Origin of the sequence: Rathayibacter sp. VKM Ac-2760, assembly GCF_009834185.1 — a bacterium.
GTDB lineage: Bacteria > Actinomycetota > Actinomycetes > Actinomycetales > Microbacteriaceae > Rathayibacter.
Genome location: NZ_CP047173.1, coordinates 2,737,882 through 2,750,361, shown reverse-complemented (window position 1 = coordinate 2,750,361; position 12,480 = coordinate 2,737,882). Strand labels below are relative to the sequence as shown.

Below are 12,480 nucleotides of genomic sequence, written 5' to 3'. Positions count from 1 at the left end.
CGAGGCGCCTCCGGCGTCGGGCCGGACTTCGACGTGGTCGCGCTGCGCCGCCACGCCACCCAAGTGAATAGAGAGAAAGGCCCGCCCGTGGACATCGACCTGAGCGTTCTGCGCCTGCTGGAGCGCGAGCGCGAGATCCCCTTCGAGGAACTCGTGCAGATCATCGAGCAGGCGATCCTCACCGCCTATCTCAAGCACATCGGCCAGGCGGACGACGCCGACAAGGCCACCGCCGTGGACGCCCGCGTGCACCTCGACCGCAAGACCGGCCACGTGTCCGTCTTCGTGCCCGAGATCGACGACGAGGGCGCCGTCGTCGGCGAATCCGAGGACTCCCCGCGCGACTTCGGCCGCATCGCGGCCTTCGCCGCCAAGCAGGTCATCAACCAGCGGCTGCGCGACATCGGCGACGAGAAGATCCTCGGCGAGTTCAAGGGCCGCGAGGGCGACATCGTCGCCGGCGTCATCCAGCAGGGCCCCAACCCGAAGATGATCCACGTCGACCTCGGCTCGATCGAGGCGATCCTCTCGCCCGAGGAGCAGGTGCCCGGCGAGGACTACAGCCACGGCCGCCGCATCCGCGTCTACGTCACGAGCGTCAGCCGCGGCACGAAGGGCCCCTCGGTCCAGGTCTCGCGGACGCACCCGTCGCTCGTCCGCAAGCTGTTCGCCCTCGAGGTCCCGGAGATCGCCTCCGGCGTCGTCGAGATCGTCTCGCTCGCCCGCGAGGCCGGCCACCGCACCAAGATCGCCGTGCGGGCGACCGAGCCGGGCGTCAACGCCAAGGGCGCCTGCATCGGCGAGCTCGGCCAGCGCGTGCGCGCGGTGACCGCGGAGCTCAACAACGAGAAGATCGACATCGTCGACTACTCCTCCGACCTGCCCACCTTCGTCGCGAGCGCGCTCTCGCCCGCCAAGGTGACCAGCGCCTTCGTGATCGACCAGAGCCTCAAGGCCGTCCGCGCACTCGTGCCGGACTACCAGCTCTCGCTCGCGATCGGCAAGGAGGGCCAGAACGCCCGACTCGCCGCCAAGCTCACCGGCGCCAAGATCGACATCCAGCCCGATTCGGTGATGGACGGGGAGTGATCCCCGCTGTCGGCGGTGCGGGGAGGCGCTCCCGGGAACGAGGGAGTACAGTGGAACCCGTCAGAACGTGCGTCGGCTGCCGTCTGCGCGCCCCAAGGGCCTCACTTCTGAGGCTCGTCCTCCCCTCGAACTCCCTCGTGGTCGATCCGCGAGGCGTCCGTGCTGGGCGGGGAGCGTGGCTGCACGACGCGTACGACTGCTACGCGCTCGCTGAGAAGCGCCGCGCGTTCAGCAGGGCGTTCCGGACGCGCGAGAGCGTGGACGCGAGCGCCGTGCGGCAGTACGTCACCCGTGACCTGACCGGTGCGGCTCCTCACCCGGAGGAACCCGCCAGGCGAACGATCACACCGCAGAGAGAACAGGCAGAACGGCCCGTGAACTGATCATGAGCAACGACTGATGAGCGGCTCGAAATGAGATCCGTCCGTTTGTGATGGCCTGCCCCGTCTTGGGCGCAGGTCCGAGACAGGAGAGAAGTGGCTAAACCACGCGTGCACGAGATCGCCGCCGAACTCGGCGTCGACAGCAAGGTCGCACTTGCGAAGTTGAAAGAACTGGGCGAGTTCGTCAAGGGACCGTCGTCCAGCATCGAACCCCCCGTCGCCCGCAAGCTCCGCCAGGCCCTCCAGGGCAGCGCGAGCACGGGCGGAGCGTCGATCCCGTCGGCGCCCACGACCACCACCGCCCGTCCCGGGGCCCCGCGCCCCTCGGGCGCCCGCCCCTCCGCGCCGATGCCCGGCCCGGCCAAGCCGCCTGCTCCGGCGCCGGCTCCGCCGATGTCGGTCGCCGAGCGTCAGGCCGCCGCTCAGGCCGCCCAGGAGGCCGCGGCCGCGGCTCGCGCCCAGGCCGCTGCGAACGCCCCGCCGCTCCGGCTCCGACCGAGGCCGCCGCTCCGGCGCCCGCGGCCGAGAAGCCCGCCGCTGCGACGCCCGCCGCCTCGCCCGCCACTCCCCGGCGGACCGAAGCCGGCGACCCCGCGTCCCGCTCCGGCGGCAGCGCCGCCGAAGTCCGGCGGAAGCCCGCCCCCGGCGGCTCCAGCCGTCCCGGTGGCGCACCGCGACCGGGCAACAACCCGTTCGCGAGCAACCAGGGCATGGGCCAGCGTCCCGCGACGCCCCCGCGCCCGGGCAACAACCCGTTCGCCAGCTCGCAGGGCATGGGCTCGCGCCCGACGCCCAGCAACATCCCCCGTCCCGCGGCTCCTCGCCCCGGCGCGCCCCGACCCGGTGGACCCGGCATGGGCCAGCGCCCCGCCGGCTTCGGCCAGCGTCCCGGCGGTCCCGGTGGCGGAGCCGGTCGTCCCGGCGGCCCTGGCCGTCCGGCCGGCGGCGGCTTCCAGCGTCCCGGCGGCGCCCCTGGAGCGGGTGGCGGCTTCGCCCCTCGTCCCGGTGGCGGCGGCGGTCGCGGTCGCGGCCCCGGCGGCGGCACCGCTGGTGCCTTCGGTCGCGGTGGCGGCAAGAGCAAGGCCCGCAAGTCGAAGCGCACGAAGCGTCAGGAGTTCGAGCTCAGGGAGGCCCCGTCGCTCGGCGGCGTCAGCGTCCCCCGCGGCGACGGCAAGACGGTCATCCGTCTGCGCCGCGGCGCGTCGATCTCGGACTTCGCCGACAAGATCGAGGCCATGACCGGCGTGCCGGTGCCCCCCGGCAACCTGGTCACCGTCCTCTTCGCCCTCGGCGAGATGGCGACGGCGACCGAGTCGCTCGACGAGGCCACCTTCGAGGTGCTCGGCGGTGAGCTCGGCTTCAAGATCCAGGTCGTCTCGCCCGAGGACGAGGACAAGGAGCTCCTCGAGGGCTTCGGCCTCGACCTCGAGCAGGAGCTCGAGGACGAGACGGACGAGGACCTCCAGATCCGTCCCCCCGTCGTCACCGTCATGGGTCACGTCGACCACGGAAAGACGCGCCTGCTCGACGCGATCCGCAACGCCAACGTCGTCGCCGGCGAGGCGGGCGGCATCACGCAGCACATCGGTGCGTACCAGGTCGTCGCGGAGCACGAGGGCATCGAGCGCCCGATCACCTTCATCGACACCCCGGGTCACGAGGCGTTCACCGCCATGCGAGCCCGCGGTGCCCAGGTCACGGACATCGCGATCCTCGTGGTCGCGGCGGACGACGGCATCATGCCGCAGACCATCGAGGCGCTGAACCACGCCCAGGCGGCCAACGTGCCGATCGTGGTCGCGGTCAACAAGGTGGACAAGCCCGACGCCAACCCGGCCAAGGTGCGCCAGCAGCTCACCGAGTTCGGTCTGGTCGCCGAGGAGTACGGCGGAGACGTCATGTTCGTCGACGTGTCGGCCCGCGCCAACACCGGCATCCAGGACCTCCTGGACGCCGTGCTGCTCACCGCGGACGCCGGTCTCGACCTGCGCGCCAACCCCGACAAGGAGGCCCGCGGAGTCGCGATCGAGGCGAAGCTCGACAAGGGACGCGGTGCCGTCGCGACGGTCCTCATCCAGTCGGGAACGCTGCGCGTCGGCGACGCGATCGTCGCGGGAACGGCCTACGGCCGCGTCCGCGCGATGGCCGACGAGAACGGCGTCGCCGTGCTCGAGGCCGTGCCGTCGCGACCGGTGCAGGTGCAGGGACTCTCGTCCGTGCCCCGCGCCGGCGACACCTTCCTCGTCACCGAGGAGGACCGCACCGCCCGCCAGATCGCCGAGAAGCGCGAGGCCGCTCAGCGCAACGCCCTGCTGGCCAAGGCCCGCAAGCGCATCTCGCTCGAGGACTTCACCCGTGCTCTCGAAGAGGGCAAGGTCGAGTCGCTTAACCTCATCATCAAGGGCGACGTGTCCGGTGCCGTCGAGGCGCTGGAGGAGTCGCTCGTCAAGATCGAGGTCGACGACTCGGTGCAGCTGCGCATCATCCACCGCGGTGTCGGTGCGATCACGGAGTCGGACGTCAACCTCGCGACGATCGACAACGCGATCATCGTGGGCTTCAACGTCCGCCCCGACCCGAAGGCTCGCGAGCGCGCTGCTCGAGAGGGAGTGGACATCCGCTTCTACTCGGTCATCTACAACGCGATCGAAGAGGTCGAGAACTCGCTCACGGGCATGCTCAAGCCCGAGTACGAGGAGGTCCAGTCCGGTATCGCCGAGATCCGCGAGGTGTTCCGCTCCTCGAAGGTCGGCAACATCGCGGGTGTCATCGTCCGCTCCGGCACGATCACCCGCAACTCGAAGGCGCGCGTCATCCGCGATGGCGTCGTCGTCGGCGACAACCTCGCCATCGAGTCGCTGCGTCGCTTCAAGGACGACGTCACGGAGGTCCGTACGGACTACGAGGCCGGTATCGGTCTCGGCAAGTACAACGACATCCAGATCGGCGACGAGATCGAGACGATCGAGATGAAGGAGAAGCCGCGAGGCTGACCCTGCTCGACTGGAAGGCCCGGGTCCGCCCGGGCCTTCCGGCGTTCCGGGCGGCTTCCGGCCTTTCGGCCTCGAGTTCCGACGGGGGATCGGGAGCTCACTCCCGCCCTCGCGCGACTTCCCGCGGGCCTGCGGCCCGCCCGCCAGACCCGAGCCGGTCGCGCGAGGACGGGAGTGAGCTCCCTCCCTTCGGGAGGACCGGTCCGCCAGGCCGGTCCGAGACGGCGGGCTCTCCAAGGCTCGGTGCGTCGGGCACCTTCGTCTGACGGGCGGGAGGGTCGCCTGCGCGTGAGGAGGACCGGGAGTACGGACTGCCGCGTGAACCGACGGGAGGCGCGGGCGGGGTGCCTCGTCGCGGCTCCTGGCTCGGGTCTGGCGGGCGCGGCGCAGCCGCGCGGGAAGGAGCCGTGATGAGGCACCCCGCCCGCGCCGGCAACGCCGCGCCGCGCCGAGTACGAGCACCGGGGGTCGCTCGCGAGAGCAAGCCCCCAGCAAGACGACCGGCAGGACTGCCGGGGAGTGATTAGATGGCGAGCTGAACGGTTCGTCGAGAGAGATGAGGACCAGCCATGGCAGATCCGGCACGGGCGAGGAAGCTCGCCGAGCGGATTCAGGTGATCGTCGCCAAGCGGCTCGAGCGCGGACTCCGCGACCCCCGACTCGGCTTCGTCACCATCACCGATGTGCAGGTGACCGGTGACCTGCAGCACGCCTCCGTGTTCTACACGGTCTACGGCACCGACGAGGAGCGCGCCGACTCGGCGCTCGCCCTCAAGGCCGCCACCGGCCTGCTGCGCACCGAGGTCGGCAAGAACATCACGGCGCGCCTGACGCCGTCGCTCGAGTTCATCCTCGACGCGATCCCCGAGAACGCGAAGCACATCGAGGACCTCCTCGCGACGGCGCGCAATCAGGACACGCAGGTGCAGTCGCTCGCCGCGAAGGCGGAGTACGCCGGCGACGCCGACCCGTACGTCAAGCCGCGCGAGGACGAGGACGACGACGAGGCGGACGACCGCGCCTAGCCGGCAGGCCTGAACACCGCGGAGCCCGTGGCGACGTCGACCGATTCCAGGACGACGACGACACGGGCTCCCGGCGTCAGCGGGCCCGGCACGCCGACGGTGATCGTCGGCTCGAGCAGCTGCACCTGCGAGCGGGTCCGGCTCGAGGTGAGGACGACGCCCTCGAACGAGGCGCCCTCCCGTCCGCGCAGGATCGCCGCCTCGACGATGTCGGTGGCCGCTCGGGAGGCGGCGCCGTCGCGGCGGTCGTTGGCGGTCATCAGCGGCGGCACCTCGGGCAGGGCGGCGCGGAGCCGGGGGTCGATCTCGCGGCCGGAGGAGACGGCGAGGCAGACGGCGAGGCCGAAGCGGTCGACCAGGCGGCGCAGCGGTGCGGTGACGTGCGCGTAGGGCGCGGCGAGGGCGGCCTGCTCCGGCTGCTCGGGGACGGCGCCGTCGAAGGCGGTGTAGCCGGCGCCGCGGAAGAGCGTCGCCGCGGCCGACATGATCGCGAGCTGCGCGGGGTCCGCCGTGTCGAGGCGGCGGAGGTAGTCGCCGTAGCGCTCGTCCGGGCCCCACGGGACGCCCAGCGCCTCGGTGCGCGCGCGGAAGGCGGCCGTCGTCGCCGCGTCCGCGGCGGGCAGGGTGCGCAGGACGCCGACGCGGGCGTCGAGCATCATCGTCGCGGCGGCCATGCCGGTGAGGAGCGAGACCTGCGCGTTCCAGCCCTCGGCGGGCAGCGGCGCGCGGCGGTCGATGCGGTAGCCGCCGTCGACGGCGACGATCTCCTCGTCCGGCAGCGAGAGGCTGGCGCCGCCGCGCTCGGACTCCCGTGCGAGGCGTTCGGCGCCGAACCAGGGCAGCAGCGCGATCGACGGGTGCGGGTCTCCGCGCTCCGCCGCGCGCTGGACGCCCTCGTAGTCGAGTCGCGCGGTGCTGCGCACCAGGGCGCGCTCGAGGCGGACCGCGCGCGGCTCGGCGGCGTCGTCGAGCTCGAGCGTCCAGACGAGGGCGCGGCGGGTCTGCCCGGGGAGCAGCGAGGCGGTGTCCTCGGAGAGGACCGGCGGGTGCAGCGGGATGCGGCCGTCGGGCAGGTAGTAGGTCTGGCCGCGGCGGCGGGTCTCGGCGTCGAGGGCGCCGCCGGGGCGGACGACGGCCGGCACGTCGGCGATGGCGTAGCGGAGCACGACGCCCGAGGGGGTCCGCTCGAGCTGCAGGGCCTGGTCGAGGTCGAGAGAGCCGGGCGGGTCGATCGTGACGAACGGGACCTCGGTCAGGTCGGCGCGGCCGGTGTCGTCCGCGTGCTCGCCCGCGGACTCCGCCTCCGCGAGCACGGCGGGCGGGAACGGCCCCGGCAGGTCGTTCGCGGTGCGCACCGCGGCCAGCGCGGCGGCTAGCTCGGCGTCGGGGAGGGAGGAGCGGAGGCGTCGGCTGGTCACGGCGACACGCTACCCACTCCGCCGCCCGGGGAGTGCGCCAGTGGCGTCAGGACGCGGGCAGCAGGTAGCCGTCATCCGCGGTGCCCGTGGCGAGGCCGTCGGCGAGGAGGCCGGCGAGGGCGCGGTCGCGCTGCTCCGCGTCGGGCCAGAGCGAAGCGATCTCGGCGGCGGTCACCGGTCCGTGCGCGGCGCGCAGCTCGGCCAGGACGAGGCCGCGCACCTGGCGGTCGGAGCCCTCGTACTTCTTCTGGCGCGCCTTCACCGGGCCGTCATAGGCCGGGTAGCCGGCGGCGCGCCAGGCGCAGGCTTCGCGGATCGGGCAGGCGTCGCAGCGGGGTGCGCGCGCGGTGCAGACGATCGCGCCGAGCTCCATCGCGCCGGCGTTGAAGGCGGCGGCGTCGGCGAGATCGTCGGGGAGGAGCGCGTCCATCGCGGCGAGATCCGTCTTCGCGCGCGGCGGACCGGGCTCGGCCGCGCCGTCGATGGCCCGGGCGATCACGCGCCGGACGTTGGTGTCGACGACGGGGTGGCGGTGGCCGAAGGAGAAGACGGCGATCGCGCGCGCGGTGTAGTCGCCGATGCCGGGCAGAGCCAGGAGCGTCTCCACGTCGTGCGGCACGACCCCGCCGTGCTGCTCGGTGATCGCGACGGCGCAGGCGTGCAGGCGCAGCGCGCGGCGGGGGTAGCCGAGCGACTGCCAGGCGCGCACGGCCTCACCGGGGGGCACGGCGGCGAGGGCGGCGGGCGTCGGCCAGCGCTCGAGCCACTCCGCGAGCCGGGGGATCACGCGGACCACCGGTGTCTGCTGGAGCATGAACTCGCTGACGAGGGTGCCCCAGGCGGGGAAGCCCTCGCGGCGCCAGGGCAGGTCGCGCGCGTTGCCGCGGTACCAGTCGACGATCGCGGCGGCCACCGCGGTGCGCATCGGTGCAGTGGCCATCAGGTCACCCTAGGCGCTGCCGCGTATCGTGGACGAATGACCAAGTGGGCTCCGCAGAAGGCCGATGTGCTCGACGCGCTCGCGGCGGAGGTGCTGCACAACTACGGCCACGGCCGCGTCGCGGTCGGGATCGACGGCGACGACCCTGACGTGTCCGGTCCGTTCGCCCTGGAGCTGGCCGAGGCGGTGCGCCGCACCGGCCGCGACGCGGTGGTCGCGCACCTCGCCGACTTCCGCCGGCCGCGCGCCGAGCGGGAGGATCCGTCGATCCCGGAGGCGCAGCGCGCCTACCTCGCGGGCTACGACTACGAGCTGCTGCGGCGCGTGCTGCTCGACCCGTTCAAGCTCGGCGGCAGCACCGGCTTCGTGCTCGCCGGCTACGACGGCGTGCGCGACGAGGCACGGCAGGCGCGCTGGCGCACCGCGGGGCGCGACGCCCTGCTGCTCGTGGACGGGCCGTTCGCCCTGCGACCGGAGCTGCGCGGCGCCTGGAGCACCTCGATCCGGCTCGACACCCAGGAGCCGCCGGTCGACGAGCTCTACCGGGCGAGCACCGATCCGCGGCGGCTCGCGGGGATCCTCGTCGACATCCGCGACCCGGAGTACCCGCGCCGGCTGTTCGCCGATTCCTGCTGAGAACCCGTTCCCTCTGGGCGCCGACTAGTGCTGAGCCGACTCTGCTGAGCGCCGGCCGCGGCTAGATCGAGGACGCGCGCCGGACGACCTCGTCGGGGGGCAGGAAGGCGCCGGCGCGCTCGACCTCGTGCACGAGCTCGACGAGCAGCTGATTGACCGGGGCGTCGCGCCCCAGCCGGTGCGCGGTGCGGACCACGGCGCCGGCGAGGTGATCGATCTCGCTCGGCACTCCGCGCTTCACGCTCTGCAGCGTCGATCCGGGGTTCGGGACGTCGCCCATCCGCCCCGCCATCCGTCGCGGCAGCAGCTCGAGCACCGGCAGCGGGGCGGCGGCGAGCGTGCGGATCCGCGCGTCGGACAGGCCCTGCAGCGCGCCGAAGCGGACGCCCGAGGCGATGCCGATCCGCGCCGCCTCGCGCATCGCCCGCGCGAGCAGCCGGCGCAGGCCCGGGTGCGCGATCGTCTCCTGCACCGAGAGCCCGGTGATCGCGGGCAGCGCGTTGACCTCGTTGATCAGCAGCTTCGTCCACTGCGCGCCGAGGAAGTCGTCGGTGGTCGCGGTGGGGACGGCCTCGCCGAGGATCGCGGCGGCGCGGCGGACGTCGTCGTCGGCCGGGCGGCCGGGCACGCCGAGCGTCGTGGTCGCCGGCGCGGTCACGGTGACGCGGCCGGGCTCGAGGTGACTGGCGGCGAAGAGGGCGAGTGCGCCGACGAGGCGGGCGTCGCGGACCTGCCGGGCGGCCGCCTGCAGCCCGTCGAGTCCGTTCTGCACGACGACGAGGAGTGTGCCGTCGACGGTCCGGCGGTTCGCGCGGAGCGCGTCCTCCGCGTCCTGCGCCTTCGTGCAGAGCACGGCGAGGTCGGGCACGAGGTCGAGCGTCTCGCCGCAGCGGACCCAGGCGGTGTGCTCGCCCCAGGCGCCGTCGAGACGGAGGCCCTGCCGCCGGATCGCGGTGAGGTTGTCGCCGCGGGCGGTCACCTCGACGTCGTGCCCCGCGCGGTCGAGCAGGGCGGCGACGGTGCCGCCGACGGCGCCCGCTCCGAGTACGGCGATCCTCATCCGGACAGCCTAGAACGGCGGCGAGCCCGGGCAGTGCCGGGGCGGACCGCACGGGGCCCGCTCCCGAACTGCGCGTGTATCCTCGCACCCGTGCTCGAGACTCCCAGCCCTTCTGCGGCGGCTCCGAACGGGATCCTCCTGCTGGACAAGCCGGGCGGCATCACCAGCCACGACCTGGTCTCGCGGACCCGTCGCCGCGCCGGGACGCGCAAGGTCGGCCACGCCGGGACGCTCGATCCGATGGCGACCGGGCTGATGATCCTGGGCCTCGGCCCCTCGACCCGGCTCCTCACCTACCTGGTCGGACTGGACAAGGAGTACGAGGCGACGATCCGCCTCGGCGCCGCGACCGGCACCGACGACCGCGAGGGCGAGACGCTCTCGACCGCGGAGCCCGGTGCCGTCGCCGCTCTCACCGCCGACGCGATCGACGCCGTCGTGGCGACCCTCACCGGAGCGATCGAGCAGGTCCCGAGCGCCGTGAGCGCGATCAAGGTGGACGGCCGTCGCGCCTACGCCCGCGTCCGCGACGGCGAGGAGGTCGTGCTGCCGGCCCGGCCGGTCGTGGTGAGCGGGTTCGAGGTGCTCGAGCGCCACGAGGTCGACGGCTTCCTCGATCTCGACGTCCGCGTCGCCTGCTCCTCCGGCACCTACATCCGCGCTCTCGCCCGCGACCTGGGGGCGGCGCTCGGCGTCGGCGGCCACCTGACGGTGCTCCGGCGCACGGCCGTCGGCCCGTTCCGCGTCGCCGCGGCCGGCGACATCGACGAGCTCGACGTCCCGGCGGCCCTGCTGGCGCCGACCGCGGTCGCGGGCGAGCTGTTCCCGCTGCTGCACCTCGATGCGCGCGAGGCGGTCGACCTCGCGAACGGCAAGCGGATCCCCGTCCCCGAGGCGTTCGCGGGCGCGAAGGGCCTGCTCGCCGCGGTCGGCCCGGGCGAGCGGCTGGTCGGCCTCGCCGAGCGCCGGGGCGCGGCGCTGAAGAGCGTGGTGAACTTCCCGACCGAGGAGCTCCGGGTGGCCGCGCCGTGATCGACTGGTTCACCACCCTCCAGGTCGGCATCGCGGTCGCCGCCGGACTGCTCTGCCTGGTGCTCGGCCTCCTCGGCCGGCGCCCCTCCGACGTCTCGGTCGGCGCGACCGCCATCGTCGAGCTGCTGCTGATCGTGCAGCTCGCCGTCGCGATCGTCTCGCCGCTGGTGGGCAACCGGCCGACGGGCAGCCTGCCCGAGTTCTACATCTACCTCGTCTCGGCGCTGATCCTGCCGCTCGCGGCGGGCTTCTGGGCGCTGATCGAGCGCAGCCGCTGGAGCACGGTCGTCCTCGGCGTCGTCTGCCTCGCCATCGCGGTGATGGTCTACCGGATGCACCAGATCTGGTACGTGCAGGTCGTCTGACCCCCGCGATCCCCGGTCGCGGCCGGGAGGAGCGGCGAGCGCCTAGCATTGACCCTGCGATGTCGAACCAACCCAGCGATGCGCCCGGACGGGCCGCCCACCAGCCGGCCGTGCCGAACCCGGAGCAGCGACCCGCCCGCTCCGCGCGATCGCGGGGGATCGGCAGCCTGCTCGTGGTCGTCTACGGCATCCTCGCGCTCGCCGCGACCGGCCGCTCGGTCTTCCAGATCATCGACCGCTTCGACGAGGCGCCGCTCGCCTTCTCGCTCTCGGCGCTCTCCGCGGTCGTCTACATCGTCGCGACCGTCGCGCTCGTCGCTCCGGGCCGGGTGTGGCAGCGCATCGCCTTCGTGACCATCACCTTCGAGCTGGTCGGCGTGCTCGTCGTCGGCGCGATCAGCGTGCTCGCCCCGCAGCTGCTCGGCCTGTCCAGCGCCGACCCGTTCGGCCGGCAGTCGACCGTCTGGGCGGCCTTCGGCGCCGGCTACCTGCTCATCCCGCTGGTGCTGCCGGTGCTCGGGCTCTGGTGGCTGCGTGTGCAGGGGCGCCGGCCGGCGGCGGGGACGGCGGCCTGATGCGGGTCGAGCAGCGCCCGGCCGACCTCACCGGCATCGGCCCGTCGGCGGTGACCATCGGCAAGTTCGACGGCGTGCACACCGGTCACCGCGCCGTGATCGACACGCTGCACACCCGGGCGCGCGAGCGCGGGCTCGCCGCGGTCGTCGTCACGTTCGACCGCAACCCGCTCAGCGTCATCGCTCCGGAGAAGTGCCCCCCGGCTCTCGTCGGCAACGAGCAGAAGCTCGAGCTGCTGGCCGAGACCGGCGTCGACGCGACCCTGCTCCTGGCGTTCGACGAGCAGTTCCGCTCGCTCACCGCGGAGGAGTTCGTCCGTCAGGTGCTCGTGGACGCCCTGGCGGCGCGCGTGGTGCTCGTCGGCTCCGACTTCCGCTTCGGCGCGCACGGCGCGGGGGACGTGGCCAGGCTCCGGGAGCTCGGCGCGAGGCACGGCTTCGAGGTCGAGCTGATCGACGACGTCCGGCCCGAGCACGGGCGCCGCGTCTCCTCCACCTGGATCCGCGAGCTGCTGGCCGAGGGCGACGTGGAGCACGCGACCTGGCTGCTCGGCCACGAACCGGTGGTGCGCGGTGTCGTCGTGCACGGCGCCAAGCGCGGCCGCGAGCTCGGCTTCCCCACCGCGAACCTCTCGCCGGAGTCGCAGGGGCTCATCCCGGCCGACGGCGTCTACGCCGGCCGCTTCGTCACCGAGGGCCGCACCTACCCGGCGGCGATCTCGGTGGGGAGCAACCCGACCTTCGTCGGAGTGCCGCCCAAGCAGGTCGAGGCCTATCTGCTGGACGAGACGATCGACCTCTACGACCGCGTCGTCGACGTCGCCTTCGTCTCGCGCATCCGCGGCCAGGTGGCCTACGAGGGCGTCGAGCCGCTGATCCGGCAGATGAACGACGACGTCGAGAAGGTCCGCGGGATCCTCGGCGCGGAGCGACCGGCGGGCTGATCGCCGGACCCCTGGCGGGC

At 73.5% G+C, this 12,480-nt stretch carries 11 protein-coding genes and 1 pseudogene; 9 read left to right on the top strand and 3 right to left on the bottom strand.

Annotated elements, in window-relative coordinates:
• The first annotated feature begins 87 nt into the window (after positions 1 to 87).
• The 4 genes and pseudogenes from nusA (at position 88) to rbfA (ending at position 5,490) form a co-directional block, all read left to right on the top strand.
• Positions 88 to 1,089: a transcription termination factor NusA gene (gene nusA / locus GSU72_RS12480; protein WP_159985360.1), complete on the top strand. Its 1,002-nt coding sequence runs from the start codon at positions 88 to 90 to the stop codon at positions 1,087 to 1,089.
• Complete coding sequence (locus GSU72_RS12475; RefSeq protein ID WP_348272757.1) at positions 1,086 to 1,472, top strand: YlxR family protein; 387 nt, start codon at positions 1,086 to 1,088, stop codon at positions 1,470 to 1,472. The genes nusA and GSU72_RS12475 overlap by 4 nt, the downstream gene beginning before the upstream one ends.
• Positions 1,473 to 1,565: 93 nt before the next feature.
• Positions 1,566 to 4,465: pseudogene (gene infB / locus GSU72_RS12470) on the top strand (translation initiation factor IF-2).
• A gap of 569 nt (positions 4,466 to 5,034) precedes the next feature.
• Complete coding sequence (gene rbfA, locus GSU72_RS12465; protein ID WP_159985358.1) at positions 5,035 to 5,490, top strand: 30S ribosome-binding factor RbfA; 456 nt, start codon at positions 5,035 to 5,037, stop codon at positions 5,488 to 5,490.
• Here the strand turns inward: rbfA and GSU72_RS12460 are convergent.
• Complete coding sequence (locus GSU72_RS12460; RefSeq protein WP_159985356.1) at positions 5,487 to 6,908, bottom strand: RNB domain-containing ribonuclease; 1,422 nt, start codon at positions 6,906 to 6,908, stop codon at positions 5,487 to 5,489. The two genes, rbfA and GSU72_RS12460, sit on opposite strands and share 4 nt — an antisense overlap.
• Positions 6,909 to 6,954: 46 nt before the next feature.
• Complete coding sequence (locus tag GSU72_RS12455) at positions 6,955 to 7,848, bottom strand: A/G-specific adenine glycosylase (RefSeq protein ID WP_279631658.1); 894 nt, start codon at positions 7,846 to 7,848, stop codon at positions 6,955 to 6,957.
• Positions 7,849 to 7,884: 36 nt separating this feature from the next.
• Here GSU72_RS12455 and GSU72_RS12450 point away from each other — a divergent pair, with 36 nt between their 5' ends.
• The gene (locus tag GSU72_RS12450; protein WP_159985354.1) at positions 7,885 to 8,484 is read left to right on the top strand and encodes a hypothetical protein; all 600 of its coding nucleotides are present in this window, start codon (positions 7,885 to 7,887) and stop codon (positions 8,482 to 8,484) included.
• A gap of 61 nt (positions 8,485 to 8,545) precedes the next feature.
• Here GSU72_RS12450 and GSU72_RS12445 read toward each other — a convergent pair whose 3' ends face one another.
• A complete protein-coding gene (locus GSU72_RS12445) occupies positions 8,546 to 9,544 on the bottom strand; it encodes a 2-dehydropantoate 2-reductase (protein ID WP_159985353.1) in 999 nt (332 codons plus the stop codon).
• Between the two features lie 90 nt (positions 9,545 to 9,634).
• Between GSU72_RS12445 and truB the strand changes: the two genes are divergently transcribed.
• The 4 genes from truB to GSU72_RS12425 are packed head-to-tail and all read left to right on the top strand — an operon-like array spanning position 9,635 to position 12,460.
• The gene (gene truB, locus GSU72_RS12440) at positions 9,635 to 10,576 is read left to right on the top strand and encodes a tRNA pseudouridine(55) synthase TruB (RefSeq protein ID WP_159985351.1); all 942 of its coding nucleotides are present in this window, start codon (positions 9,635 to 9,637) and stop codon (positions 10,574 to 10,576) included.
• Positions 10,573 to 10,941, top strand: coding sequence for a hypothetical protein (locus tag GSU72_RS12435; protein WP_159985349.1), 369 nt, complete (start codon positions 10,573 to 10,575; stop codon positions 10,939 to 10,941). Before truB ends, GSU72_RS12435 begins: the two co-directional genes overlap by 4 nt.
• 59 nt (positions 10,942 to 11,000) lie before the next feature.
• A complete protein-coding gene (locus GSU72_RS12430) occupies positions 11,001 to 11,516 on the top strand; it encodes a hypothetical protein (RefSeq protein ID WP_244255792.1) in 516 nt (171 codons plus the stop codon).
• The gene (locus GSU72_RS12425; RefSeq protein ID WP_159985347.1) at positions 11,516 to 12,460 is read left to right on the top strand and encodes a bifunctional riboflavin kinase/FAD synthetase; all 945 of its coding nucleotides are present in this window, start codon (positions 11,516 to 11,518) and stop codon (positions 12,458 to 12,460) included. The genes GSU72_RS12430 and GSU72_RS12425 overlap by 1 nt, the downstream gene beginning before the upstream one ends.
• The last annotated feature ends 20 nt before the right edge of the window (positions 12,461 to 12,480 follow it).

What these genes read in the sequence shown, in the direction of transcription:
- rbfA (WP_159985358.1), top strand. Translation starts at nt 5,035, where the DNA reads ATGGCAGATCCGGCACGGGCGAGGAAGCTCGCCGAGCGGATTCAGGTG.
- GSU72_RS12455 (WP_279631658.1), bottom strand. Translation starts at nt 7,848, where the DNA reads ATGGCCACTGCACCGATGCGCACCGCGGTGGCCGCCGCGATCGTCGAC.
- GSU72_RS12450 (WP_159985354.1), top strand. Translation starts at nt 7,885, where the DNA reads ATGACCAAGTGGGCTCCGCAGAAGGCCGATGTGCTCGACGCGCTCGCG.
- GSU72_RS12445 (WP_159985353.1), bottom strand. Translation starts at nt 9,544, where the DNA reads ATGAGGATCGCCGTACTCGGAGCGGGCGCCGTCGGCGGCACCGTCGCC.
- GSU72_RS12430 (WP_244255792.1), top strand. Translation starts at nt 11,001, where the DNA reads ATGTCGAACCAACCCAGCGATGCGCCCGGACGGGCCGCCCACCAGCCG.
- GSU72_RS12425 (WP_159985347.1), top strand. Translation starts at nt 11,516, where the DNA reads ATGCGGGTCGAGCAGCGCCCGGCCGACCTCACCGGCATCGGCCCGTCG.